The sequence below is a fragment of the Roseateles chitinivorans genome, assembly GCF_050632145.1.
In the GTDB taxonomy this organism is placed as follows: Bacteria; Pseudomonadota; Gammaproteobacteria; order Burkholderiales; family Burkholderiaceae_C; genus Roseateles; species Roseateles chitinivorans_B.
Map to the genome: position 1 here is coordinate 5671047 of NZ_CP192577.1, position 26039 is coordinate 5697085.

Consider the following 26039-nt stretch of genomic DNA (forward strand, 5'->3'; position numbering starts at 1 on the left):
TATCGGCTGATGAAGAAACGGCAGCTCGTCCGACCCGGAAATGCTGTGTGCCCCACCGAACAGAGCCGGTCCCGCCCGCCCAGGGGTGGAATCGCCGTACCTTCTACAATCGCCCCATGGACGACACCCTCGCCCCGACGGCGACTGCCGCGGCCGCTTTCGACACCGCCGCCCCGGCGGGCCGGCGCGCGATCCGCGAACTCCCCGATGAACTGATTTCCCAGATCGCCGCCGGCGAGGTGGTCGAGCGCCCGGCCTCCGTCGTCCGCGAACTGGTCGACAACGCGCTGGACGCCGGCGCCGGCCAGATCCAGCTCAAGCTGATCGCCGGCGGGATCCGCAGCCTGATCGTCGAGGACGACGGCCACGGCATCCCCGACGGCGAGCTGCCGCTGGCCATCAAGCGCCACGCCACCAGCAAGATCGGCACGCTCGACGACCTCGAGGCCGTCGCCACGATGGGCTTCCGCGGCGAGGCGCTCGCCGCCGTGTCCTCGATCGCCGAGCTGGCCCTGGTGTCCCGCTACACCGGCGCCGCCCACGCCTGGCGCCTGGAGGCCCGCACCGGCGAGCTCAGTCCCGCCGCCCGCGCCAGAGGCACCTCCGTCGAGGTGCGCGAGCTGTTCTTCAACACGCCCGCCCGCCGCAAGTTCCTGAAGAGCGAGAGCACCGAGCTCGCCCACTGCCTCGAGGCGCTGCGCCGCCACGCGCTGGCCCGCCCGGACGTCGGCTTCGCCGTCTGGCACGAGGGCAAGCTGGTCGACCAGTGGCGCGCCGCCCTGCTGCCGCAGCGGATCGCGGAAGTGCTGAACGAGGAGTTCATCGCTCAAAGCCGCGAGGTCTTCGCCGAGGTCGGCCCGATGCGCATCCACGGCCGCGTCGGCCTGCCCGAGGCCGCCCGCAGCCGCGCCGACATGCAGTACGTCTACGTCAACGGCCGCTACGTGCGCGACAAGCTGATCGCCCACGCGATCCGCTCCGCGTTCGACGACGTGCTGCACGGCCATCGCCAGCCGAGCTACGTGCTGTTCATCGACGTCCAGCCCGAGCTGGTCGACGTCAACGTCCACCCGACCAAGATCGAGGTCCGCTTCCGCGACGGCCGCGAGATCCACCAGCAGGTGCGCCGCGCCGTCGTGGCGGCGCTGGCGCTGTCGCGCAGCAGCGAGGACGGCATGCCCGCCGCGGACGGTCCGGCGTCGACCGAGGCCGCCGCCCCGTCCGGTCGTCAGCGCTGGACCGGCACGCCGGCCTGGGAGCAAGGCGGCATGAGCGGCATGAGCGGGGTGTCGGGTGCCGATGGCCAGACGGCCAACGCCTCTTCCGGCCAGGCCGCCTATGAGCCCCCGGCGGCCTACGCCGCCCCCTCCGCCCGGTTCGCCGGTCCCGAGGGCTGGCGCGCGCCGATCCCGACCCGCGCCCAGACCGCGCTCGCGCTGGAGCAGGCTGAAGCGCTCTATGCCGCCACACCCCGCGGTGGCCTGCCGACCGCGCCGGCATCGGCCTCCGCGTTGTCGGCGCCGGGCGCCGCCCCTGCCGGTCCGCTGCCGTCGAGCCAGGCCGGCGAATGGCCGCTGGGCCGCGCGATCGCGCAGATCCAGGGCGTCTACGTGCTGGCCGAGAACGCGCAGGGCCTGATCATCATCGACATGCACGCGGCCCACGAGCGCGTCGTGTACGAGCGCCTGAAGACCGCGCTCGGCGAGCGGCGCATCGACTCGCAGCCGCTGCTGATCCCGGTGACCTTCGCCGCGACGCCGGGCGAGATCGCCACCGCCGAGGCACAGGCCGAGACGCTGCAGCGTCTGGGCCTCGACATCGCCCCCTCTCCGCCAAGGTGCTGGCCGTGCGCGAGCGTCCGGCGCTGCTGGCCGGCGGCGACGTCGTCGAACTCGCCCGCGGCGTGCTGGCCGAGCTGGCACAGTTCGACGCGAGCCATGCGATCGAGCGCGCGCAGCATGAGATCCTCGCCACGATGGCCTGCCATGGCGCGGTGCGGGCCAATCGCCAGTTGACGATCGACGAGATGAACGCGCTGCTGCGCGACATGGAGCGCACCGAGCGCGCCGACCAATGCAACCACGGACGCCCGACCTGGCGTCAACTGACCCTGCGCGACCTCGACGCGCTGTTCCTGCGCGGGCGCTGAGCGCCGGCGCCCCGCGGCGCCGGCCTCGTCCCGTTCCTCTGCTCTTCCGCCTTTCCGCTGTTCCGCCTTTTCCGGCATCCCCGCCCTCCCGCTCCCCGTTCGCATCGCCGACCCCTCATTCACCAGAAGCAGTACCGACATGGCCACGCTCAAGCTCAACAAGAACAAACCGGCCGATGCCAAGTCGGCGGACGACAAGGGGCCGCGCCGCGCGCCGCTGCGCGGCAAGGGCGTCAACAAGCCGCGCCCGACGCTGGCACAGGCCCAGACCGACCGCGCCGAACGCGAGGCCGCGTTCCAGCGCCGCCTGGCCGAGGAAGGACGCCAGCGCCATGACCCGCGTCGGGATCCGCGTGGGGATCCGCGCCGCGACGATCGCGGCCACGACGCGCGGGGTCCGCAGGGGCGCGACGACCGCCGCGGCGGTCCCGGCCGTCCGCCGCGTGAAGGCGGCTACGGCGACCGGCCCGATCGGGGACCGCGTCAGGACGATCGGGGCGGCCCGGGGGGTCGCGCGGCCAGGGTGATCGCCCCGGCTTCTCCGGCCGCCCTGACGGCGGAGATCGTCGCCCGTACGGCGACCGCCCGCGTTCCGACGACCGTCCCCGCTTCGAGGGCGACCGCCCCCGCCGCGACGACCGGTACGGCGACCGCCCGGCCCGCCCGCAGGGGGATCGACCTTACGGCGACCGCCCGCCGCGGGACCGTGCCTATGGCGACCGGCCTCAAGGCGACCGTCCCCGAGGCGATCGACCCTACGGGGATCGCCCCCAAGGCAACCGGTCTTACGGCGATCGCCCGCAGGGCTACGGTGATCGCCCGCAGGGCGAGCGCTCCTACGGCGACCGCCCGCGTGATGACCGTGGCGGTGATCGCGGCGGTGACCGGTATGCCCGCGGCAACGAAGGCTCGCGCTACGGCAATGGGCCGGGCAACGGCCCTGGCAACGGTCCGGGTGCCCGCTACGGCGACGACCGCCCCCGCCGCGCGCCCTATGGCGACCGCGATGCGGGCCATCCGTCCGACGTCCATGCCCGCGCCGAACGCGAGGAACGCGCCGAGCGCACCGACCGTCCGCGCCAGCCGGACGCGCCGCGCCAGCCCGCGCCGGTGCGCCTTGCCGAGCAGGATGCCGGCGAGCGCCTGTCCAAGCGCATGAGCGAGCTGGGCCTGGCCTCACGTCGCGAAGCCGACGAGTGGATCGAGTCCGGCTGGGTGACCGTCGACGGCCAGCTCGCCACGCTGGGCCAGCGCGTCGGCCCGGACGCGAAGATCGAGGTCGACCCCGCCGCCCGCGAACAGCAGGCGCAGCGCGTGACCATCCTGCTGCACAAGCCGATCGGCTACGTCTCCGGCCAGGCCGAGGACGGCTACGAGCCCGCCTCGGTGCTGGTCAAGGCCGACACCCACTGGGGCGAGGACCCGTCCAAGATCCACTGGGCGCCAGGCCACGGCCGCGGCCTCGCGCCGGCCGGCCGGCTGGACATCGATTCCACCGGCCTGCTGGTGCTGACGCAGGACGGCCGCATCGCGCGCCACCTGATCGGCGAGGACTCCGACGTCGAGAAGGAGTACCTGGTCCGCGTCGCGGTCGAGAACGGCGATCCGGATCTGCATCCGCAGCAGGCGCTCGACCCCCGCGCCGTCGCGATGCTGATGCACGGCCTGGAACTGGACGGCGTGCAGCTGAAGCCGGCCAAGGTCAGCTGGGCCAACGAGGACCAGCTCCGCTTCGTCCTGCGCGAGGGCCGCAAGCGCCAGATCCGCCGGATGTGCGAGCTGGTCGGCCTGCGGGTGCTGGGCCTGAAGCGCGTGCGCATCGGTCGCATCCCGCTGGGCCAGCTGCCGCCCGGACAGTGGCGCTACCTCGCGCCCTGGGAGCGCTTTTGAGCGTTCCGTCGCCGGCGGACGTCGACCGCGGCGCGCGTCCGGCGCCCGCGCTCCAGGTCGTCGCGCTGGCGATGCTGCTGGGCCTGCAGCCGGTCACCACCGACCTCTACCTGCCCGCCCTGCCCGGCCTGCGCGCCGATCTGCAGGCGGGCATGGGCGCGACGCAGCTGACGCTGTCCGCGCTGATGCTGGCCTTCGGACTCTCCCAGCTGCTGCTGGGGCCGCTGGCTGACCGCTTCGGCCGCCGGCCGGTGCTGCTGGGCGGACTGTCGTTGTACGTCGTCGCCGCCATCGGCGCGGCGCTGGCCGCGACGATCGAAGGCCTCGTCGCCTGCCGCGCGCTGCAGGGCCTGGGCCTGGCGGCGTCGGTCGTCGTCGCCCGCGCCATGCTGCGCGACTGGTTCGAGCCCCAGGAGGGCGCGCGGATGATGGCCAGGGCGCTGTCGGGCCTCGGCGTGATCGCGCTGGCCTCGCCGCTGATCGGCGGCGTGCTCGCGGCCGGCCTCGGCTGGCGCTGGGCGATCCTGGCCACGGCCGTCGCGGGGGCCGCGACGCTGGCGATGATCGCGCTGCGCATCCCCGAGAGCCTGGCGCGGCCCGATCCCGCCGCGCTGCGTCCCTCGGGCCTCGTCGCCAACTGGCGCACCGTGCTGTCGAACCCGACCTTCCGCGCCTATGCGCTGCTCACCGCGCTCGCCTATGCGACGCTGTACGCGTTCCTCGCCGGCTCCAGCTTCGTGTTCATCGAGGTCCTGGGGCTGGGCCACCACGCTTACGGCGCGCTGGTCGCCGGCGGCGCCGCGCTCTACGTCACCGGCACGCTGATCTGCCGCCGCTGGCTGCGCACGCTGAGCGTCGCCGACACCGCCGCGCGCGGCGCCGGCTTCACCGCGCTGGGCGCGCTGGGCATGGGCCTCGCGGCCTTCGTGCTGCCGCCGTCGCCATGGGCGCTGATGATCCCGCATGTCGGCATCATGCTGGGCCACGGCGTGCTGCAGCCCTGCGGCCAGGCCGGCGCCGTCGGTCCGTTCCCGCGCCAGGCCGGCGCGGCGGCAGCCCTGTCGGGCTTCGCGATCGCGCTGGTCGCGTTCGCCGTCGGCGCCTGGCTCAGCGCCAGCCTCGACGGCACCGTGACGCCGCTCGCCGCCACCATGATGGTCCTGGGCCTGTGCACCGCCACCTGCGCCTGGACGCTGGTCCGCCGGCACGGCCAGCCGCAACGTCGTTCCGCATGAACAAGCTTCACTCGTCCGACGCCGGCATCGGTGTCGAGTCCGACGCCATCGACGCGGCGGCTGGAACCGCCGCCGCCGCGACGCGCGTCGCCGCCGGCGCCCCGGGGCACGACCTGACACCGCTCTGCATCGCCGGTCCGACCGGCTGCGGCAAGACCGCCGCGGCGCTCGCGATCGCGCGCCGCCAGCCGGTCGAGATCATCAGCGTCGACTCGGCGCTGGTGTACCGCGGCATGGACATCGGCACGGCCAAGCCGACGCCGGAGGAACTCGCGTCGGTGCCGCACCACCTGATCGACATCCTCGAACCGACGGAGAGTTATTCCGCCGCGCAGTTCGTCCGCGATGCGACGCGCCTCGTGCCGGAGATCCAGTCCCGCGGCGCCCGCCCGCTGCTGGTGGGCGGGACGATGCTGTACTTCAAGGCGCTCTTCGACGGCCTGTCCGAGCTGCCCCAGGCCGATCCGGCGCTGCGGGCGCAGCTCGACGCCGACGCGGCGCGCGACGGCTGGCCTGCGATGCACGCGCGCCTGGCCGCGATCGATCCGGAGACGGCGGCGCGCCTGGCACCGCTGGATTCGCAACGGATCCAGCGCGCGCTGGAGGTGTGCCTGCTCAGCGGCGAACCGATGTCGGCGCTCTATCGCCGGCAGCGCTCGTCGGGCGTCGATTGGCCCTTGATCTCGCTCGAGCCCTCGGACGAAGCCCGCGCCTGGCTGCATGCGCGGCTCGGCCAACGTTTCGCGCTGATGCTGGAACAAGGCTTCGTCGACGAGGTGCGCCACCTGCGCGCCCGCGGCGACCTGCACCCGGGCCTGCCGTCGATGCGCTGCGTCGGCTACCGGCAGGCGTGGGAGCTGCTCGACGCGAACGAGGCCGCGCCCGACCTCGCCGCGCTGCAGGAGCTCGGCACCGCGGCGACGCGGCAGCTCGCCAAGCGGCAGATCACCTGGCTGCGCAGCATGCCGGCACGCCGCATCGTGCCGGCCGAGGCGCCGGACGCGCTCGACCGGCTGATCGCACACCTCGACGCGATCTGAGCGGGATCGCGGCGGGACAGGCGCCACAATCCATCGATGGACGTCCCGCTCCTCACCGCCACCGGCCTGACCAAGCGCTACGGCGCGCAGACGCTGTTCGAGCACCTGTCGCTCACGCTGCATCGGGGGAGATGCTCGCGCTCCTGGGTGAATCCGGCAGCGGCAAGTCCACGCTGCTGAACGGCCTGGCCGCGCTGGAGCCGCTGGACCGGGGTCAGGTCGTGCTGCTGGGCCGCGACATCCTGTCGCTGGACGAATCCGGCCAGGCGCAACTGCGCCGCGAGCAGCTGGGCTTCGTGTTCCAGGCCTTCCACGTGCTGCCGCATCTGAACGTCCACGACAACGTCGCGCTGCCGCTCCTGCTGCAGGGCAGGCCCGATCCGAAGCGTGTCGCCGAGATGCTCGACGCCGTCGGCCTCTCCGCGCAGGCGCGGCACCTGCCGCGGCAGCTGTCCGGCGGTCAGCTGCAGCGCGTGGCGATCGCCCGCGCGCTGGTGCACCGGCCCGTGCTGGTGCTGGCCGACGAACCCACCGGCAACCTCGACCCGTCGCACGCCGACCAGGTCATGCGGCTGCTGCGCCAGCAGCTGCTCGAGCAGAACGCGGCCTGCCTGCTGGTGACGCACTCGGCGCACGCGGCGGAACACGCGGACCGACGCCTGCGGCTCGAGAACGGCCAGCTCGTCGAGGCATGAGGCCCCGATGGACCGGCCACCCCGATGACCTCGCGATGACCTCCCGATGACCGCGCCCGCAAGCACACCCGCAAACACGTCCGCTGTGGACGGCCTGCGCCGCGCCTGGGGCTGGTGGTGGCAACTGTCGTGGCCGGCGCTGCGCCTGCAATGGGGCCGGCAGCTCGCCGCGCTGCTGACGATCGCGCTGGGGCTGGCGCTGGCCGGCGCGGTGCACTGGATCAACGCCTCGGCGCTGGCGCAGTTCGAGTCCGCCGCGCGCCAGAGCAGCGCCCAGGCCGACACCGAGCTCAGTCCCGCGCCCGGTGCCGCGCCGCTGTCCGACCGCTACTTCGGCGAGCTCGCCGCGCGCGACGACATCGCCGCGCTCGCCCCCGGCTCGATGCCAGCATCCGCCTGCAGGGCCGTGACGGCACCTGGCAGCGCGTGCGGCTGATCGGGCTGGACCTGGTGCAGCTCGGCGCCTTCCATCCGCAATGGTTCCCCCGGCTGGACGGCGTCGACCTCGGCCGCGCGCTGCGCGAGCCGGCACTGCTGGTCAGCGACGCGGCGTGGGCCAGGCTGGGTTTCGATGTCGCCGCGGACGCTCGCAGGCCCGGGCCGGCGGCAGGCGCCGCGCCGGCTCCTGCTTCGGTGTCCGCGTCGGGCTCTGCGCCGGGTCCGGCCCCGCGCCCGACCTGGCCCCGCACGCTGCGCGTGGATCTGCCGGACGAGCCGGCCCCGCTTCCCGTCGTCGGCCGCGTGCCGGACCGCCAGCAGCCGCTGGTGATCATCGACATCGCCTGGGCGCAGCAGCTGCTGCATCGCCCCGGGCAGCTCGACGCGATCCTGCTGCGCATGGCGCCGGGACGCGCGGTGCCCGCCGACTGGCCGGCCGGCGTCCAGGCCCAGGCGCCCGAGGACCAGGCCCGCCAGCAGGCCGACGAGGCGCGCCGCCTCACGCGCGCCTACCGCCTCAACCTCGGCGTGCTGTCGCTGATGGCGCTCTTCGTCGGCGCGTTCATGGTCTTCGCGGTGCACAGCCTGTCGGTGGCGCAGCGGTTGCCGCAACTCGCGCTGCTGGGCGTGCTCGGCATGAGCGCGCGGCAACGGCTGGCGCTGCTGGTGTCGGAAGCGCTGGCGCTCGGCCTCGCCGGCGCGGTGCTGGGACTGGGGCTGGCCATCGCGCTCGCGGAACTCGGCCTGCATGCGCTGGGCGGCGATCTCGGCAGCGGGCTGACCGGCCTGAGCGGCGGACGCCCCGAGCTGCAGCTGTCGGCCGCGTCGATCGCGGGGCTGCTCGCACTGGGACCGCTGGTGAGCCTGGGCGCGGCCGCCCTGCCCTTGGCACGGCTGCGCGGGCTGCCGGTCGCGCAGGTGCTCAAGGGCCTGGGCAGCGGCGGCGACGCCGGCCGCTGGTGGTGGATGGGTCCCGCGCTGCTGGCCGCGGCCCTGCCGCTGACCTGGATGCCGTCCGTCTTCGCACTGCCGCTCGGCACCTACGCCGCGATGGTCGCGCTGCTGCTGGGCGCGCTGGGCACGGTGCCCTTCGTGCTGCGCGCGATCACCGGCCTGCTGCGCGGCTGGGCGGCACGGCGCGCGCTGCCGCTGCTGGCCGTCGAGCGTGCCCGCGACCAGGCCGGTGAAGCCGGCCGGCTGATCGCCGGCGTGCTGGTCGCGCTGGCGCTCGCGGTGGCGATGCTGGTGATGGTCGCGAGCTTCCGCCAGTCGCTGGACCAGTGGCTGAGCGACATGCTGCCCGCCGACCTCTACCTGCGCCAGACCGCCCGCGACAACGCCCAGCAGGGCCAGCCGATGCCGCCGGGCCTGGCCGCGTCGGCGGCCGCGCTGCCGGGTGTCGAGCGCGTGGCGGCGCAGCGCACCCGCGCGATCGGGATCCGCGTGCGCGGCATGACGGGCGGCACGACGCTGCTGGCGCGGCCGCTCGATCACCGCCTGCCCTTGCAGGGCGACGCCGCGACGCTGCCCGACCGCCTGCAGCCGGTCTACATCAACGAGGCGATGCGCGACGAGCTCCGGCTCGCGCCGGGCGACCGCTTCATGCTCCGGCTCGACGGCCGCCAGTTGCCGGTCGCGGTGAAGGCGATCTGGCGCGACTACAGCCGCCAGAGCGGCGCGGTGCTGATGGAGCGCCGCGATTGGGAGCGCCTCAGCGGCGACGCCGCGATCACCGAGCTCGCGCTGTGGCTGACGCCGGACGCCGATCCGGTGGCCGTGCAGCAGGCGCTGCGCGAAGCCTCCGGCGCGCCGGAGTCGCTGGAGATCGCGTCGGCCGGCGAGCTGCGGCGCTTCTCGCTCGCGATCTTCGACCGCAGCTTCGCGATCACCTACTGGCTGCAGGCGGTAGGACTCGGGCTGGGGCTGTTCGGCGTGGCGGCCAGCCTGTCGGCGCAACTGCTGGCGCGCCGGCGCGAGTTCGGCCTGCTGCTGCACCTGGGCCTGACGCGCGCGATGCTGCGCCGGCTGGTGCTCGCCGAGACGCTGCTGCAGGCGCTCGCCGGCGCCGTCATGGGGCTGCTGGTCGGCCTGGCCATCAGCGCGGTGCTGGTGTTCCGGCTCAATCCGCAGAGTTTCCACTGGAGCATGGACTGGTCGATCCCGGGCTGGCGCGTCGCGGCGCTGCTGGCGGCCAGCCTGCTCGCCACCGGCGCGACCGCCGCCTGGGCCAGCGCCCGCGCGCTGCGCGCCGGTCGCGGCGAGGCCTTGCGCGCCGTGCGGGAGGATTGGTGATGATCGGACGACGCCCGCTGCTGAACGGCCTGGGACTTGCGGCGCTCGCCGGGGCGACACCCTGCGTGTTCGCCCGGGATCGCACGCGTGCGTCCGATGCGGCGACGGCACCGACACCGGCATCGGCACGGACGTCGACGCCGCCCCCGCCTCCGAGCTGCTGTCCGCCGCGCCGCTGCATTTCCCGCGCGACCACGGCGCGCACCCCGGGACGCGCGTCGAATGGTGGTACGTGACCGGCGTGCTGCACGCGGAAACGGCATCGGGAACGGCCGCGCCCGCCGGCAATGCCACCGCCGGGTCCCGTCCCGACTTCGGTTTCCAGCTGACCTTCTTCCGCGTCAGGAACGATCTGAAGCGGCCGTTGTCATCGGCCTTCGCGCCGGACCAGGTGATGCTGGGCCATGCAGCGATCTCGGACCTGGGCCGGCAGCGCCTGCTGCACGACCAGCAGGTGCTGCGCCACGGCTTCGCGAACGCGCGCACCGAGCTCGACGACACCCGCGTGCGCCTGGGCGGCTGGCAGTTGCGTCGCGTCGACGGTCCCGGGGGCCGCAGCCGCTACGCGTTGCTGATGGCGAGCGAGTCCGCCGGCTTCGCCCTCGAGCTGACGCTGGACGCGCCGCAGGCGCCGCTGCTGCAGGGCCGTGCGGGCTGGTCGCGCAAGGGACCGGACGCGCAGCAGGCGAGCCGCTACGTCAGCGAGCCGCAGCTGGCCGGCTCGGGACGGCTCTCGTTGCGCGACGGCGGCTCACACGGTGTGCGCGAGCTGCGGGCCCGGGCCTGGCTCGATCACGAGTGGAGCAACCAGTACCTCGGCCGCGGCGCCGACACCGCACCGGACCGCGCGGTCGGCTGGGACTGGCTGGGGCTGAACCTCGACGACGGCGCGTCGCTGACGCTGTTCCGGATGCGGGGTCAGGACGGCACGGTGATCTGGACCGGCGGCAGCTGGCGCGCGGCGACGGGCGGCACGCCGGTCGACTTCGAGCAGCAGGTGCAGTTCGAGCCGCTGGCCTTCTGGAAGAGCCCCGTCAGCCTGGCGACCTACCCGGTCCGCTGGCGCATCCGCACGCCGCGCGGCGTGTTCCTCGTCGAGGCCGCGTACGCCGCACAGGAGATCGACACGCGCCGCAGCACCGGCTTCCCGTACTGGGAGGGCGTGGCGCGCGTGAGCGACGAGGCCGGCCGGCCGCTGGGCTGGGGCTACCTTGAGATGACGGGCTACGCAGGCAAGGTCCCGCTGTAGCGACGGGCCAGACCAGCCTGGCGAACACGCTCGGCGAGGTCGACTCGACGCGCCGCTAGGCCGGTCGCGTCCCGCTGTAGCGGTTGCGGCCTGACGGGATCGCCGCATAGGCGCGCACGCAGTTGCAGCCGGCGCCGCGCGCCATCGCCAGCGCCTGGCGGGCCTGCTGCAGCAGCTGGTCCGCGCCCTGCTGCGGCTCACGCCGCCAGTCCTGCCAATGGGCCAGGCCCAGGCTCGCGCTCAAGGGCAGGGCCTGGCCCTGCCAGCGGTAATCGAGTGTCGCGACGCGCGCACGCACCCGGTCGGCGGCGTCCAGTGCGCCCAGCGGATCGGTGCACGGCAGGTAGGCGGCCCAGACGCCGCGCGGCAGCGGCAGCAGCCAGTCACCGCCGCGCAGCTGCTGCCGCACGAGCTGGTCGAGGCGCTCGTCCAGCGCGAGGATGCATTCGTCGCCGTGCTGCTGCTGCAGGCGCGCCCAGGGATCGAGTTCCAGCAGCATCAGCACGCCGTCGTGGCGGTGTCGCTGCGCGCGGGCGGCCTCGCGTTTGAGGTCCTCCATCAACTGCGCCTCGTCGGCGGCGGCGATCCGCGCCGGCGGCTCGCGACGAGCCTGCCAACGCCGCCGCAGGAATGTCCACCAGGCCCGGGGGCCCCTGTCCGAGTCTTGAGCCATGCCGCCCACCTTCGCCGGAGATGAGGATTGATTGCAGCACAGGAGCAAGCCGCGCGCCGCCCCCTTGAGCGAGGGAGGATAGGCGCTTGCGCGACGCCGTGCCGCGGCAGTTGTAACGAATCCGGGCACGCCGCGAGGACGCATGCAGGCGGCCCGCGCCTGCTCTACAGTCGACGGCTGTGTCCAGCGCCCGCGGCTTGGCCGCCCTGCCCGTGCACGTCACTCCAGAGCCAGCTCCGCAGGATCCGCGGGATCCACGAGACTCCACCTTCCACGAGACCGTCGCGCCGCCGCCCGACGACCTGCCGATGCCCGCCGTCGTGGCCGCGCTGCTGGTGCTGCTGGTGGGCCTGGCGCTGACGCTCAGCGCGATGTTGTGGAACCGCAACCGCGTCGTCGCCGAAGGCCACCGCGTGCTCGACGCCCAGATGGAGCGCCTGCAGCACGACATCGTCCAGCGCTTCACGCAACCCGTCTACGGCCTGAAGGGCGCGCGCGGCACGATCGCCGCGCTGCACGGCCGGCTGAACCGCGGCGCGTTCCGCGCCTACGTCGAATCGCGCGACCTGCCGCGCGAGTTCCCGGGCGTGCGCGGCTTCGGCTTCGTCCCGCGCGTGATGCGGGAGGATCTCGCCGCGTTCATCGCCGCCGAGCGGGCCGACGGCGCGCCGCAGTTCTCGGTGCGCGGTTTCGGCAACGCCGCGCCGGATCTCTTCGTCGTCGCGCACATCGAGCCGCTGTCGCAGAACTACCCGGCCTGGGGCTTCGACCTGGGATCGGAGGCGATCCGCCGCCGCGCCATCGAACGGTCCATCACCACCGGCGAGGCGACGCTGTCCGCGCCGGTGCCCCTGGTGCAGGACCGCGCCCACGGGCCCGGCATGCTGCTGCTGGTGCCGGTCTTCCGCGACGGCGCCGACCCGACGACACCGGAGCAACGGCGCCAGGCCTTGCTGGGCGTGCTCTACGCGCCACTGGTGGCGCAGGAGATCCTGCACGGCCTCAAGGAAGGCCTGGCCGCCGCGCCGATGGACTTCCGGCTGCTCGTCGACGACCACACGCCGACCGAGGACCTGCTGCTGGACTCCGTCACCGGCATCCAGCCGCTGGACGCGCCGCCGACCGCGCGCAGCGGCTTCGACAGCCGCGTCGTCCGGGACGAGCGCCAGCTCGAGATCTCCGGCCGCGCCTTCCGCGTCGAGGCCGCGCTGACGACCGCCTACGAACGCGCCGTCATCGACGCCGCCGGCTGGGGGCCGGGGCTGATCGGCCTGCTGCTGACGGCGCTGCTGGCGGCGACGACCTACCTGCTGGCGGCCGGCCGCGCCCGCGCGCAGGCGCTCGCCGACGCGATGACCGAGGACCTGCGCCGCCTGACGCTGGACCAGCAGGCGATGCTGGACACCGAGGTCATCGCCATGGCCAAGCTGCGCGGCCGGCGCATCGTCTGGAAGAACGGCGCGCTGGAACGGCTGTTCGGCTACGGCCGCGACGAGCTGCTCGGCCTGCCGGTGCGCGAGCTCTACATCGACGAGGACACCTTCGTCGCGCTCGGCCAGAACGCCTATCCGGTGCTGCGCCGCGGCGGACACTACCGCAGCCAACAGCAGATGCGGCGCAAGGACGGCAGCCTCGTCTGGGTCGACCTGAACGGCGTCGCGCTGCCGGGCGAGCGCGACGAGGACACCACGCTCTGGATGATGGTCGACATCACGCAGAGCAAGGCCTACGAGGCGCGCGTGGAACGCGCGGCCTTCCACGACGCGCTCACCGGCCTGCCCAACCGCGTGCTGCTCGCCGACCGGCTCCGCCAGGCGATCGCCTCGACGCAGCGTCAGAAGCACACGGTCGCGGTGGTCAACATGGACCTGGACGGCTTCAAGGCCGTCAATGACACCCACGGTCACGATGCGGGCGACGAGGTGCTGAAGGCCATCGCCCAGCGGCTGACGACCGGGATCCGGGCGACCGACACCGCCGCGCGCCTGGGCGGCGACGAGTTCGTGGTGCTGCTGTCGCCAATGCCCTCGCCCGCCGACAGCCGCCCCGTCTGCGAGCGGCTGCTGCGCGCCATCCTCGAACCGATCCGCCTGAGTTCGGGCGCGACGGTGCAGGTCGGCAGCAGCCTGGGCGTCGCCCATTTCCCGCTCGACGGCGTCGATGCGGACGTCCTGATGAGCCGCGCGGACCAGACGATGTTCGAGTGCAAGCGCGCCGGACGCTGCCGCATCCGCTGGCTCAACGGCGCACAGCCGCCGGACGAGCTCGACCTCTCGGCGCTGCGGCAGCCGGCGGCGACGTCCCCGGGCGCGCCTTCGACCCCGCCGGACGCCGACGCGCGCGAAGGTGACCACAGTCACGCGCGCTGAGCGCGTCGTACAGTCGGGCGATGACGATCCTGACCACCCTCGGCTCCGCCTCGAGCCGATGACCGACGCCCATCTGGACGGCCTGTTCGAGATGAACCGCGACCCCGAGGTGATGCGCTACATCACCGGCAAGCCCGACACGCTGGCGGACACGCAGGCGATGATCGACCGGGTCAAGAAGCGCTGGGGCGACTGGGGTTTCAGCTGGTGGACCTTCTTCGAGATCGAGACCGGCGAGATCGTCGGCGCCGGCTGCATCCAGCACCTGCGCGGCGAGACCACGAATCCGCACGAGATCGGCTGGCGCCTGCGCCGCGACCGCTGGAGCCGGGGCTACGGCTCGGAGGCGGCGCGCCGGATGGCGGCCTTCGCGTTCGACACGCTGGACGCGCCGGAGATCGTCGCGGTCTGCGAGCCGGAGAACGAGGGCTCGGCGCACATCATGAAGAAGCTCGGCATGAGCTACCGCGAGACGCAACGCTGGCACGACGCCGACATCGCGGTCTACGGCATGACCGTGGACGAGTGGCGCCGTTCTCCGTCCGCCGCCAAGGCGGCGCAAGAGATGTCCCCAACCCCCGCGGCGTCTGACGCGTCGTCACAACCCGCCGACGAAATAGCGCTTCAGGCCGGACAGGATCATCTCGACCGCGATGGCGGTCAGCACCAGGCCCATCAGCTTCTCGATCGCGGAGACGACCGAGTCGCCGAGCAGCTTGCGGATCCGGTCCGCCAGGATCAGCGCGAGGAACGAGATCACCATCGCGGTGAACAGCGCGCCTATCCATTCCGCCACGCGGTCGGGCTGGCGCGAGGCCAGCAGCAGCACCGTCGCCATCGCCGACGGACCGGCCAGCAGCGGCACGGCCAGCGGGAAGATGAACGGCTCGCGGCCGGTCTCCACGCCGTAGGCGGATTCGCCGGCGTGGCTGAAGATCATCCGGATCGCGATGATGATCAGGATCACCCCGCCGGCCACCTCGAGCGACCGCTCGGACAGGTGCATCAGGCGCAGGAAGCCCTCGCCCAGGAACATGAACGCGAGCAGCACGAAGAAGGCGATGCCGACCTCGCGCAGCGCGACCTTCAGCCGGCGCTCGCGCGGCACCGCCCGCATGATCGGGATGAAGATCGGCAGGCTGCCCAGCGGGTCGAGCACCAGCAGCAGCAGGATGAGGGCGGAGAGGAAACTGTGATCCATGGGGCGGGATTCTCGCCGATGGCGGGCCGTCGGGCACCGGCCGTTGGAGCGCCGCCACGCACGCTTCGTTCATCTGGATCATTAGAATCGCAACAATTCCTCGCCAAGACACCGTTGACGAACAAGATGAACGACAGATCGGACAAGAAGCCGCCCCTGCCCGGCCGACGGGACCGGTGGCGCTGGACGCGATCGACCTGCGGATCCTGGAGGCCTTGCAGCGCGACGGCCGGATGTCCAACGTCGACTTGGCGACGCAGGTCCACCTGTCGGCGCCGCAGTGCTTCCGCCGCGTACGCGCGCTGGAAGAGCGCGGCGTGCTGCGGGGTTACCGCGCCGACGTGGCCCCGCTGGCGCTGGGGCTGAGCGTCACCGCCTACGTCAGCCTGAACATCACCGCGCAGGCCTTCGTCCGCGTGCGGGAGATTGAGTCGCTGATCCGCGACTTCCCCGAGATCCTGGAGTGCCACACCGTGTCGGGCGACTCCGATTACCTGCTGAAGGTCGTCGCGCGCGACCTGCAGGCGCTGTCCAAGTTCCTCACCGACAAGCTGATGCAGCTCGACGGCGTGGCCGACGTGCGGTCGATGATCTGCCTGGAGGAGATCAAGCCGCCGGCCGGTCTGCCGGTGGCGTGACCGGCGCGGTCAGGACGCCCTCCCCGACCCCGACCCCGACCACAACACGACCACGAGTCCACGGCCTCGCACCGCGTCGCTTCACCCGCGCGGATGGTGCGCCGCGTGCAAGGCCTTGAGGCGCTCCCGCGCCACGTGCGTGTAGATCTGCGTCGTCGACAGGTCCGCATGGCCGAGCAGCAGCTGGACCGCGCGCAGATCCGCGCCATGGTTGAGCAGATGCGTCGCGAACGCGTGCCGCAGCGTGTGCGGCGAGATCGGGCTCGTGATGCCGGCGATGACGGCGTACTTCTTGACGATCCGCCAGAAGCTCTCCCGCGTCATCGCCTGTCCGAAGCGGCTGAGGAAGAGGTCGTCGGTGTTGCGCGCGCTGAGCAGCTGCGTGCGCGCTTCCCGCAGGTAGCGCATCAGCCAGACGTGCGCCTCCTCGCCGAACGGCACCATCCGCTCCTTGTCGCCCTTGCCGGTCACGCGCAGCACGGCCTCGCGCAGGCCCACGTGCACGCTCTTGAGCGTGACCAGCTCGGTCACGCGCAGGCCGCTGGCGTACATCAGCTCCAGCATCGCGCGATCGCGCAGGCCCTGCGCGGTGCCCACGTCGGGCGCGTCGAGCAGCGCCTCGACCTGGAGCTGCGACAGCGTCTTGGGCACGCGCATCGGCTGCTTGGCGGTGATCAGCTTGAGCGTGGGATCGCGCTCGATGCGGCGCTCCCGCAGCGCCCAGCGGAAGTAGCGCTTGAAGACCGAGAGCCGCCGGTTGGCCGAACTCGCCTTGCCGCCGTCGTGACGCGCGGTCGCATAGCCCATCAGGTCGAGTTCCTCGACCTGGTCGAGCGTCCGGTCCCGCTCAACGGCAACCCACTCGGCCAGCAGCTGGAGGTCGCGCCGGTAGGCCAGCTGCGTGTTGCGGGACAGGCCTTCCTCGATCCAGAGCGACTCGATGAAGGCATCGATCGCGCGTGCGCTGCGCTCACGCGCGGCCGAAGGAGCGGCGGAAGGAGTGACGGAAGGAGCGGCAGATTCGGAGCTGGACGGCAACTTCGGCAATGGCGACGGCATGCCGCGCATGATGCCAGCGCGCGATCGGTGCCTCCGTCCCGCCTGACCAAAAAAGGGCCCGCGCCACCACGCGCGGGCCCCACGGAGCAACCGCCACAGGCAGCGGTTGGTTGGGACTGGCGCCGACCCGGAGGCCGGCGTGAAGAAAAGGGACCGGGGGCGCCGGAACGCGCTCGGTCAGCCGATGCGCACCGGCACGAAGATCTTGTCGCCGCCGCGTTGCACCAGCAGCGCGACCGACTTCTCCGCGCCCTTGACCGCGCTGCGGACCTGGTCCAGCGACTGCACCGGCGTGCCGTTGACCGCCAGCAGCACGTCGCCCGGACGGACGCCCGCGCGCGCCGCCGCGCTGCCCTCGCCGACCTCCTGGATCAGCAGGCCGTCGCGGGTGCCGAGCTGACGGCGCTCCTCGGGTTGCAGCGGTCGCAGGGCCAGGCCCAGCTTGGCGTGATCGGCATCCGCCTCGCCGCCGCCCTTGGCCAGCTTGGCGCCCTTCTCGTTGGCATCACCGAGGGTGGCGGTGATCGTCTCGCGCTTGCCGCTGCGCCAGACGTCGATGTCGACCTTGTCGCCAGGCAGCGACTGGTCCACCAGCGCCGGCAGATCGCCGCTGGACACGATGCGCTGGCCCTTGAAGCCGAGGATCACGTCACCCGAGCGCAGGCCCGCCTTGGCGGCCGGACCGTTGTCCTCGACGTTGGCGACCAGCGCGCCTTCCGGTCGGTCCAGCTTGAAGGAGTCGGCGAAGCCCTGGTTGACCTCCTGCACCATCACGCCGAGCTTGGCGTGCTGCACCTTGCCGCCCTTCTCGATCTGCTGGCGGACCTTGGTGGCCACCTCGACCGGGATCGCGAACGAAAGACCCTGATAGCCGCCCGACGCGCTGTAGATCTGCGAGTTGATGCCGACCACCTCGCCCCGCGCATTGAACAGCGGACCGCCGGAGTTGCCGGGGTTGATCGCGACGTCGGTCTGCAGGAAGGGGACGCGGCTCTCGTCCGGGCCCAGCGAGCGGCCCTTGGCGCTGATCACGCCGGCGCTGACGCTGTTCTCGAAACCGAAGGGCGAGCCGATCGCCAGCACCCATTCGCCCACGCGCAGGTCCTTGGTCGCGCCCAGGCGGACGGTCGGCAGGTTCTTGGCCTCGATCTTCAGGACCGCGACGTCGGTCGACTTGTCGCTGCCCAGCACCTTGGCGCGGTATTCGCGGCGGTCGGTCAGCTTGACGACCACTTCCTGCGCGTCCTGCACGACGTGGGCGTTGGTCAGGATCACGCCGTCGGCGCTGACGATGAAGCCGGACCCCTGGCCGCGGATCTCGCGGCTGCCGCCCTCACCACCGCCGTTGGGGCCGCCAGGCATGCCCGGCACGCCGAAGCGGCGGAAGAATTCGTAGAACGGATCGTCGGGATCGATCTGCGGGGCGCGCGCGGCGCGCGTCTTGACCGTGCCCGACACGCTGATGTTGACCACCGCCGGGCCTTGCGCCGCAGCGATCTGCGCGAAGTCGGGCATGCCCGACGGCGGCGGCGTGAAGGTCGCGGCCGGCGTCGCGGCATTCGCGGTGGCCGTCGCACCGCCGGCATTGGTCAGCGGCGTCGTGGTCGCGGCCACCTGGGTGTCGCCGCCCGACGTCGCGGCCGCGTCGGCCGTCGCCTGCGCCGAGCCGTCCGCCACCGGCATCAGCTTCGCGTTGCGCATGGCGAGCGCACCGCCCGCCGCCCCCAGCACGCCAGCCGCGGCCAGCGCCCACACGAGTTTCTTCACCGGAATCATCTTCTCCACTTGAGTCATGTGAACCTCCAGATTCGCTGAGCCTCGCCGGGGATGGGCCCCGGCGGCGACTCGATGACTGGAAGTGTGAGCACCTTCGCTTAGGTCGCTCTTAATGCGTGGGAGAGGGGCGGTGAAGGGGCGGTAAAGCGGGGACAGACGCCGCTGGACTCCGGTCGGCCAGGCTCGGGCACTCCACGAGGCAGGGGGCATCGCGTCCGCGAACCCCCAGCCTCATTCCGGCCCCACCGAGACTCGCTGACCTCGAGGTCAGGTGGGCGGGAGCGCCGGAGGCGGTGCGGTCGGCTGCAGCAGCGGCGGCACGGGCTGCGGTGTGCGGGAGAGCGGCATCGACAGCTCGACGCGCAGGCCGCCCAGCGCGGTGCTGTGTCCCAGCCGCAGCGTCGCGCCGTGGTCGTCGGCGATGCTGCGCACCAGGGCCAGGCCGAGGCCGCTGCCCGGCGCCTGCTGGGCCTGCGACTCGGAACGGTAGAAGCGGTCGAACACGCGGCCGCGCTCGGCGTCGGGAATGCCGGGGCCGTCGTCCTCGACCACCAGCAAGGCCTGACCCCCGCTGCGCTCCAGGCTCAGGTCCACGCGGCTGCGGCCGTACTTGATGCCGTTGTCGAGCAGGTTGCGCAGCAGCATCGTCAGCGCCTCGCGATGGCCGTCGACGAGGACCGCGTCGCAACGCTCCATGCCGAGGTCGATGCCGCGCCCCTGGGCCAGCGTCGCGCCGTCGATGACGGCATCGCGACACAGCACGTCGAGGGCGATGGGCTGTGCCGGCGCCTGCACCTTGGCGCTGTCCTGACGCGCCAGCGCCAGCAGCTGTTCGATGAGGTGGGACGCCCGGTCGATGCCCAGGCCGAGCTTCTCCAGCGCCTGGCCGCGGGCGGCTTCGTCGGGCGCGCGGCGCAGCGACTGCAGCTGGAGCTTCAGGGCCGCCAGCGGCGAGCGCAGTTCGTGGGCGGCATCGGCGACGAAGTGCTGCTGCTGCTCGAAGGCCTGGCGCACGCGGTCCAGCAGCGCATTGAGCTCAGTGACCAGCGGCTGGACCTCGGCGGGCACGTCCTCCTCGTCGACGGGGGCCAGGTCCTGCGCCGCGCGGCGCGACAGCTGCTGGCGCACCCGCTCCAGCGGGGCGAGCGCGTGCGACACCACCCACCAGACGACGAGCGCCAGCATCGGCAGCATGAAGGCGGTCGGCAGCACGGTGCGCCAGGCCAGCTGTCCGGCCATGCGTTGCCGGACCGCGATGTCCTGCGCCACCTGCACGACCTGGAAGCGGCCCTGGACGGCGAAGACGCGGTAGCGCTTGCCGCGCAGGGCGACGTTGGAGAAACCCAGCACCGCGCGCTGCGGCAGCCAGTCCGGGCCGGCCGAGCGGTAGAGCGGCGTGCCGTCCAGGCCCCAGACCTGGACGATCAGGTCGATGCTCTGCTCTTCGCCGAGCGGCAGCGGCAGGCCCGTGCCCATGCCCGCGCGCAGGGACAGCGCCACCTGCTGCATCTGGTAGTCGAAGATCTCGTCGGTCTCCATCAGCGCGTTGCGGTAGGCGCTCATGCCCTGCACGAGCGCGCCGGTCAGCACCGCCCCCAGCAGGAACATCAGCAGGCGGTAGCGCAGCGAGCGCGGCAGCAGCGTCAGGCGGCCGCGGCGACCCGCGCCGGATCCGGCGTCCGCCGTCATTCCTTGGGCACGCGATAGCCGACGCCGCGCACGTTCTGGATCAGTTCCGCGCCGAGCTTCTTGCGCAGGCCGTGGATGTAGACCTCGACGGCGTTGCTGCTGATCTCGTCCTTCCAGCCGTAGAGCTTCTCCTCGAGCTGCTGGCGGGAGAGCACCATGCCCGGGCGCGCCAGCAGCGGCTCCAGCACCGCCCATTCGCGTTGCGACAGCGTGACCGGGTGGCCGTTGGCGGTGACCTCGCGCGTGGCGGGATTGATGCTGACGCCCATGTGCTCGTAGACGGGCTCGGCGCGGCCGGCGGCGCGGCGCAGCAGCGCGCGGATGCGGGCCAGGAGCTCGTCGAGCTCGAAGGGCTTGAGCACGTAGTCGTCCGCGCCGGCATCCAGCCCGGCCACCCGCTGGGCGGTCGCGTCGCGCGCGGTGGCGATCAGCACCGGCACCGCCTGCTTGCGGCCGCGCAGGGCCTGCAGCACGCTCATGCCGTCGCGCTTGGGCAGGCCCAGGTCCAGGATCACCAGGTCGTAGGTCTGGGACTGCAGCGCGGTGTCGGCGATCTCGCCGTCACGCACCCAGTCCACGGCATAACCCTCGGCGCGCAGCAGCTCGAGCAGCTGCTCGCCGATCATGAGGTCGTCTTCCACCAGCAGGAGTCGCATGGCCGCGATTGTGCACGTGGGCCCCCGGGGTTTCATCGGACCGCCCCCGGATTCCATGACTACAATGCGCCCCTGTCAGGAGAGAGCCCCTCGCGGGGGCCGCCGAAGGCGCAGTGGCACTGGTGATCCCACGCTGCGAACGCTCAGGCAAAAGGACTGACGAAACGCTCGAGACATCGGGCGTCCTCACTGGAGAGAGACGGGGCGGACCTTGCGGTCGAGCCCGTCCACCGAAGGGGCAAGCCGCCGGTCAAACGCCGACGGCCAATCTCTCAGGTAAAGCGGACAGCGAGGGCATCTCCCCCACCCTGACGTGATCGGTTCACAGTCTGGGTGGTCACGACGAATGCCCTCGGAGCCCACCATGTCCGCCGATCAGTCCCTGAACGCCCCCTGCACAAGACCCCCTGCACGCGCTGCACGTCGAACTGGGCGCCAAGATGGTGCCGTTCGCCGGTTACGACATGCCGGTGCAGTACCCCGCCGGCGTGATGGCGGAACACAAGCATGCGCGCGCCCAGGCCGGACTGTTCGACGTGTCCCACATGGGACAGGTGCTGCTGGTCGGCGACGACGCCGCCGCCGCGCTGGAGACGCTGGTCCCCGTCGACATCGTCGACCTCGGGATGTTCAAGCAGCGCTACGCGCTGTTCACCGCCGACGACGGCGGCATCCTCGACGACCTGATGGTCGCGCGCCGCACCGACGGCCTGTTCGTCGTGGTCAACGCCGGCTGCCGCGACCAGGACATCGCCCACATGCAGAAGCACCTGTCGGGCCGCTGCGAGGTGCGCCCGCTGCCGGACCAGGCACTGCTGGCGCTGCAGGGCCCGCAGGCGGTGACGGCGCTGTCGCGCCTGAACGCCGACGTCGCCAAGCTCGTGTTCATGACCGGCGGTTTCTTCGAGCTGGACGGCATCCCCACCTTCGTGACCCGATCGGGCTACACCGGCGAAGACGGCTACGAGATCTCGGTCTCCGCCGACCGCTCGGTGGAACTGGCCCGCAAGCTGCTGGCCCAGCCTGAAGTGATGCCCATCGGCCTGGGCGCGCGCGATTCGCTGCGCCTGGAAGCCGGCCTGTGCCTGTACGGCCATGACATCGACACGACCACCACGCCCGTCGAAGCCTCGCTGACCTGGGCGATCCAGAAGGTGCGTCGCGCCGGCGGCGCCCGCGCAGGCGGTTATCCGGGCGCGGCGGTCATCGACAAGCAGTTCGCCGAAGGCGCCGCCCGCAAGCGCGTGGGCCTGGTGAGCTCGGAACGCATGCCCGTGCGCGAAGGCGCCAAGCTCGTCAACGCCGACGGCGCCGAGATCGGCGTCGTCACCAGCGGCACGCTGGGACCGACGGTCGGCAAGCCGGTGGCGCTGGCCTACGTGCAGACGCCCTACGCCGCGCTGGGCACCGAACTCTTCGCCGAAGTGCGCGGCAAGCGCACCCCGATGACGGTCTCTTCCACGCCGTTCACGCCCAACGGATACTTCCGCGGCTGATCCGCGATTCCGGGTCGCACCGGATCACGCGGGATCACGCTGAATCACGTTTCGCCCTTTCAACCTTCCGCAACCAACAGGTAGCACGGAGCCTCTCCATGAGCATCAAGTACACGTCCGACCACGAGTGGGTCGACACCACCGACGGCATCGCCACCGTGGGCATCACGGTCCATGCGCAGGACGCGCTGGGCGACGTCGTGTTCGTGGACCTGCCCGACGTCGGCAAGTCCTTCGCCGCCAAGGAAGTGGCCGGCGTGGTCGAGTCGGTCAAGGCCGCCGCCGATGTCTACGCGCCGGTCTCCGGCGAGATCGTGGAAGTCAACGAGGCGCTGCGTGACGACCCGTCGCTGGCCAACACCGACCCGCTGAAGACCGGCTGGTTCTTCAAGGTCAAGCTGTCCAACCCGTCGGAACTCGACGCGTTGATGGACACGACGGCCTACGACGAGCTCGTCAAGAACAGCTAATCGCCTGAGCGATGCACGCAGGGCCTGCGGGCCCTGCGGCAATGAATTCTTCTCTCCAGGATCGCCCCGCCATGTCCGCCCTGCCCTCGTTCGCCGAACTTGAAAACGCCTCCGAGTTCCACGCCCGTCACATCGGTCCCGACGCCCATGACGAGACGCTGATGCTCTCGGCCATCGGCGCCGCGTCGCGCGCCGCGTTGATCGATGCCATCGTCCCTGCCGCCATCAAGCGCGCCGCGAAGATGGACCTGCCGGACGCCGTGACCGAGTCGCAGGCGCTCGCCGAGCTCAAGGGCATCGCGGGCAGGAACCAGATCCTGAAGAGCTTCATCGGCCAGGGTTACCACGGCACCCTCACGCCGGGCGTGATCCTGCGCAACATCCTCGAGAACCCCGCCTGGTACACCGCGTACACGCCCTACCAGGCCGAGATCTCGCAAGGCCGCATGGAAGCGCTGGTCAACTTCCAGACCATGGTCTGCGACCTGACCGGCATGGCCATCGCCAACGCGTCGATGCTGGACGAGGCCACCGCCGCCGCCGAAGGCATGACGCTGGCCGCCCGCATGGGCAAGAGCAAGAGCCAGGTGTTCTTCGTCGCCGACGACGTGCTGCCGCAGACGCTGGAAGTCGTGCGCACCCGCGCCGAGCCGCTGGGCATCACCGTCCAGGTCGGCAAGGCCGAGGACGCCGGCAAGACCGAGTGCTTCGGCGCGCTGGTGCAGTACCCGGGCGTGACCGGCGTGGTGCGCCCGCTGCAGGCGATCGCCGACGCGGTGCATGCGCAGGGCGGCCTGCTGGTCGCCGCCGCCGACCTGCTGGCGCTGACGCTGATCGCGTCGCCGGGCGAGCAAGGCGCCGACATCGCCGTGGGCACCACGCAGCGCTTCGGCATGCCGATGGGTGCCGGCGGCCCGCACGCCGCGTACATGGCCTGCCGCGACGAGTTCAAGCGCTCGCTGCCGGGCCGCCTGGTCGGCGTGTCCGTCGACTCGCACGGCAAGCCCGCCTACCGCCTGTCGCTGCAGACCCGCGAGCAGCACATCCGCCGCGAGAAGGCCACCTCCAACATCTGTACCGCGCAGGTGCTGCCGGCCGTCGTGGCCAGCATGTACGTGGTCTATCACGGCCCGCAAGGCCTGAAGCGCATCGCGCAGCGCGTGGCCGCCTACGCCGCCGTGCTGGCGCAGGGCCTGAAGGCGCTGGGCCTGACGCTGGTGCACGAAACCTCGTTCGACACGCTGCACGTGAAGACCGGCGCGCACACCGGCCCGGTGCTGGCCGCCGCCGTCGCCGCCGGCATGAACCTGCGACAGGCGAGCGACGACAGCATCAGCCTGACGCTGGACGAGACGACCACGCGCGCCGACCTGCAGGCGCTGCTGACGGTCTTCGCCGAAGGCAAGCCGGTCGCGGACGCCTTCGCCGGCGCGTCGGCCTCGACGCTGATCCCCGCGGCGCTGTCGCGCACCAGCGCCTACCTCACGCACCCGATCTTCAACATCCACCACTCCGAAACGGAGATGCTGCGCTACATCCGTCTGCTGTCCGACAAGGACCTGGCGCTGGACCGCAGCATGATCCCGCTGGGCTCGTGCACGATGAAGCTCAACGCGACCAGCGAGATGATCCCCATCACCTGGCCCGAGTTCGCGCAGGTGCATCCGTTCGCGCCGCAGAGCCAGCTGCAGGGCTACGCGCAGCTCGACCAGCAGCTCACCGCCTGGCTGTGCCAGGCGACCGGCTACGCGGGCGTCTCGCTGCAGCCCAACGCCGGCTCGCAGGGCGAGTACGCCGGCCTGCTGATCATCAAGGCCTGGCACGAGTCGCGCGGCGACGCGCACCGCAAGATCTGCCTGATCCCGGAATCGGCGCACGGCACCAACCCGGCGTCGGCGCAGATGGTGGGCATGCAGGTCGTGGTCACCAAGTGCGACAAGGAAGGCAACATCGACCTGGCCGACCTGAAGGCCAAGTGCGAGCAGCACAGCCCCAACCTGGCCGCGATCATGATCACCTACCCCTCGACGTACGGCGTGTTCGACACGCACGTCAAGGAGATCTGCGCGCTGGTGCATGAACACGGCGGTCGCGTGTACGTCGACGGCGCCAACATGAACGCGCTGGTCGGCATCGCCGCGCCGGGCCAGTTCGGCGGCGACGTGTCCCACCTGAACCTGCACAAGACCTTCTGCATCCCGCACGGCGGCGGCGGCCCGGGCGTCGGCCCGGTCTGCGTGGTCGAGGACCTCGTGCCCTTCCTGCCGGCGCACCGCGCGGCCGGCCTGGGCGAGAAGACCGCCATCGGCGCCGTGTCCGCCGCGCCGCTGGGCAACGCGGCCGTGCTGCCGATCTCGTGGATGTACATCCGCATGATGGGCGAGGTCGGCCTCAAGGCCGCGACCGAGACCGCGATCCTGTCGGCCAACTACGTGGCCGCGCGCCTGTCCGACCACTACGACATTCACTTCAGCGGCAACATCGACGGCGTCAAGGGCGGCGGCGTGGCCCACGAGTGCATCCTGGACCTGCGTCCGCTGAAGGACAGCTCGGGCATCTCGGCCGAGGACGTCGCCAAGCGCCTGATCGACTACGGCTTCCACGCGCCGACGCTGTCGTTCCCGGTGGCAGGCACGCTGATGGTCGAGCCGACCGAGAGCGAATCGAAGTTCGAGCTGGACCGCTTCATCGCCGCGATGATCCAGATCCGCGAAGAGATCGCGAAGGTCGAATCGGGCGCCTGGTCGAAGACCGACAACCCGCTGGTCAATGCGCCGCACACGGCCGAAAGCCTGCTCAAGACCGAGTGGACCCACGGCTACAGCCGCGACGACGCCGCCTACCCGGTGCCGGCGCTGCGCCACGTGAAGTACTGGTCGCCGGTGGGCCGCGTGGACAACGTCTACGGCGACCGCAACCTGGTCTGCTCCTGCCCGCCGCTGTCGGCTTACACCGACGAGTGATCGGGAATAACCGGTCCTCGCGTCACAAGCGCGGGGATCCGGTCGTCACTACCCACGAGGT

The 26039-nt window shown here is 72.0% G+C and carries 20 protein-coding genes, 2 pseudogenes and 2 riboswitches; of the genes and pseudogenes, 16 read left to right on the plus strand and 6 right to left on the minus strand.

The window, feature by feature from the left end:
• Window positions 1-116 precede the first annotated feature (116 nt).
• The 10 genes and pseudogenes from mutL (at window position 117) to ACQ86G_RS26110 (ending at window position 10988) form a co-directional block, all read left to right on the plus strand.
• Window positions 117-2149: pseudogene (mutL, locus tag ACQ86G_RS26065) on the plus strand (DNA mismatch repair endonuclease MutL).
• A 139-nt stretch (window positions 2150-2288) separates the two neighbouring features.
• Window positions 2289-3308: a hypothetical protein gene (locus tag ACQ86G_RS26070; protein ID WP_431257997.1), complete on the plus strand. Its 1020-nt coding sequence runs from the start codon at window positions 2289-2291 to the stop codon at window positions 3306-3308.
• Window positions 3260-4039, plus strand: a complete 780-nt coding sequence (locus tag ACQ86G_RS26075) for a pseudouridine synthase (protein WP_431257998.1) — start codon at window positions 3260-3262, stop codon at window positions 4037-4039. The genes ACQ86G_RS26070 and ACQ86G_RS26075 overlap by 49 nt, the downstream gene beginning before the upstream one ends.
• Complete coding sequence (locus tag ACQ86G_RS26080) at window positions 4036-5274, plus strand: multidrug effflux MFS transporter (protein WP_431257999.1); 1239 nt, start codon at window positions 4036-4038, stop codon at window positions 5272-5274. The genes ACQ86G_RS26075 and ACQ86G_RS26080 overlap by 4 nt, the downstream gene beginning before the upstream one ends.
• Entirely contained in the window at window positions 5271-6314 is a 1044-nt protein-coding gene (gene miaA / locus ACQ86G_RS26085) for a tRNA (adenosine(37)-N6)-dimethylallyltransferase MiaA (protein ID WP_431258000.1), read from the plus strand. Before ACQ86G_RS26080 ends, miaA begins: the two co-directional genes overlap by 4 nt.
• 36 nt (window positions 6315-6350) lie before the next feature.
• Window positions 6351-6494: a hypothetical protein gene (locus ACQ86G_RS26090; protein WP_431258001.1), complete on the plus strand. Its 144-nt coding sequence runs from the start codon at window positions 6351-6353 to the stop codon at window positions 6492-6494.
• On the plus strand, window positions 6446-7009 hold the full coding sequence (locus ACQ86G_RS26095; protein ID WP_431258002.1) for an ABC transporter ATP-binding protein: 564 nt from the start codon (window positions 6446-6448) through the stop codon (window positions 7007-7009). The genes ACQ86G_RS26090 and ACQ86G_RS26095 overlap by 49 nt, the downstream gene beginning before the upstream one ends.
• A 46-nt stretch (window positions 7010-7055) precedes the next feature.
• On the plus strand, window positions 7056-7445 hold the full coding sequence (locus ACQ86G_RS26100) for a hypothetical protein (RefSeq protein WP_431258003.1): 390 nt from the start codon (window positions 7056-7058) through the stop codon (window positions 7443-7445).
• Entirely contained in the window at window positions 7436-9739 is a 2304-nt protein-coding gene (locus ACQ86G_RS26105) for an FtsX-like permease family protein (RefSeq protein WP_431258004.1), read from the plus strand. The genes ACQ86G_RS26100 and ACQ86G_RS26105 overlap by 10 nt, the downstream gene beginning before the upstream one ends.
• Window positions 9740-9971: 232 nt before the next feature.
• Window positions 9972-10988, plus strand: a complete 1017-nt coding sequence (locus tag ACQ86G_RS26110; RefSeq protein ID WP_431258005.1) for a lipocalin-like domain-containing protein — start codon at window positions 9972-9974, stop codon at window positions 10986-10988.
• Window positions 10989-11043: 55 nt separating this feature from the next.
• On the opposite strand, the gene ACQ86G_RS26115 is transcribed toward ACQ86G_RS26110, so the two are convergent.
• Window positions 11044-11661, minus strand: coding sequence for a GGDEF domain-containing protein (locus tag ACQ86G_RS26115; protein ID WP_431258006.1), 618 nt, complete (start codon window positions 11659-11661; stop codon window positions 11044-11046).
• Window positions 11662-11969: 308 nt separating this feature from the next.
• Here ACQ86G_RS26115 and ACQ86G_RS26120 point away from each other — a divergent pair, with 308 nt between their 5' ends.
• Complete coding sequence (locus ACQ86G_RS26120; RefSeq protein WP_431258007.1) at window positions 11970-14030, plus strand: CHASE domain-containing protein; 2061 nt, start codon at window positions 11970-11972, stop codon at window positions 14028-14030.
• A gap of 91 nt (window positions 14031-14121) precedes the next feature.
• Window positions 14122-14430: pseudogene (locus ACQ86G_RS26125) on the plus strand (GNAT family N-acetyltransferase); the annotation flags it as partial.
• A gap of 198 nt (window positions 14431-14628) precedes the next feature.
• Here ACQ86G_RS26125 and ACQ86G_RS26130 read toward each other — a convergent pair.
• Complete coding sequence (locus tag ACQ86G_RS26130) at window positions 14629-15231, minus strand: MarC family protein (RefSeq protein ID WP_431258008.1); 603 nt, start codon at window positions 15229-15231, stop codon at window positions 14629-14631.
• A 176-nt stretch (window positions 15232-15407) separates the two neighbouring features.
• Between ACQ86G_RS26130 and ACQ86G_RS26135 the strand changes: the two genes are divergently transcribed.
• Window positions 15408-15869 (plus strand): Lrp/AsnC family transcriptional regulator, encoded by a 462-nt coding sequence (locus ACQ86G_RS26135; RefSeq protein ID WP_431258009.1) that lies wholly within the window; start codon window positions 15408-15410, stop codon window positions 15867-15869.
• 81 nt (window positions 15870-15950) lie between these two features.
• Here ACQ86G_RS26135 and xerD read toward each other — a convergent pair whose 3' ends face one another.
• From xerD to ACQ86G_RS26155, 4 genes are all read right to left on the minus strand, one after another.
• Window positions 15951-16928 (minus strand): site-specific tyrosine recombinase XerD, encoded by a 978-nt coding sequence (xerD, locus tag ACQ86G_RS26140; RefSeq protein WP_431258010.1) that lies wholly within the window; start codon window positions 16926-16928, stop codon window positions 15951-15953.
• Between the two features lie 177 nt (window positions 16929-17105).
• Window positions 17106-18722, minus strand: coding sequence for a DegQ family serine endoprotease (locus ACQ86G_RS26145; protein ID WP_431258011.1), 1617 nt, complete (start codon window positions 18720-18722; stop codon window positions 17106-17108).
• Window positions 18723-18971: 249 nt separating this feature from the next.
• Window positions 18972-20393 carry an ATP-binding protein gene (locus ACQ86G_RS26150; RefSeq protein ID WP_431258012.1) on the minus strand — a complete coding sequence of 474 codons (1422 nt, stop codon included), beginning with the start codon at window positions 20391-20393 and terminating at the stop codon, window positions 18972-18974.
• Window positions 20390-21049, minus strand: a complete 660-nt coding sequence (locus tag ACQ86G_RS26155; RefSeq protein WP_088408195.1) for a response regulator — start codon at window positions 21047-21049, stop codon at window positions 20390-20392. The genes ACQ86G_RS26150 and ACQ86G_RS26155 overlap by 4 nt, the downstream gene beginning before the upstream one ends.
• Window positions 21050-21115: 66 nt before the next feature.
• Window positions 21116-21218, plus strand: a riboswitch (glycine riboswitch).
• Window positions 21219-21228: 10 nt separating this feature from the next.
• Window positions 21229-21348, plus strand: a riboswitch (glycine riboswitch).
• A 141-nt stretch (window positions 21349-21489) separates the two neighbouring features.
• On the opposite strand from ACQ86G_RS26155, the gene gcvT reads away from it, so the two are divergent.
• The 3 genes from gcvT (at window position 21490) to gcvP (ending at window position 25978) form a co-directional block, all read left to right on the plus strand.
• On the plus strand, window positions 21490-22545 hold the full coding sequence (gene gcvT / locus ACQ86G_RS26160; protein ID WP_431258013.1) for a glycine cleavage system aminomethyltransferase GcvT: 1056 nt from the start codon (window positions 21490-21492) through the stop codon (window positions 22543-22545).
• A gap of 98 nt (window positions 22546-22643) precedes the next feature.
• Window positions 22644-23015 (plus strand): glycine cleavage system protein GcvH, encoded by a 372-nt coding sequence (gene gcvH / locus ACQ86G_RS26165; RefSeq protein WP_431258014.1) that lies wholly within the window; start codon window positions 22644-22646, stop codon window positions 23013-23015.
• Window positions 23016-23086: 71 nt separating this feature from the next.
• The gene (gene gcvP / locus ACQ86G_RS26170; protein WP_431258015.1) at window positions 23087-25978 is read left to right on the plus strand and encodes an aminomethyl-transferring glycine dehydrogenase; all 2892 of its coding nucleotides are present in this window, start codon (window positions 23087-23089) and stop codon (window positions 25976-25978) included.
• Window positions 25979-26039: the final 61 nt, after the last annotated feature.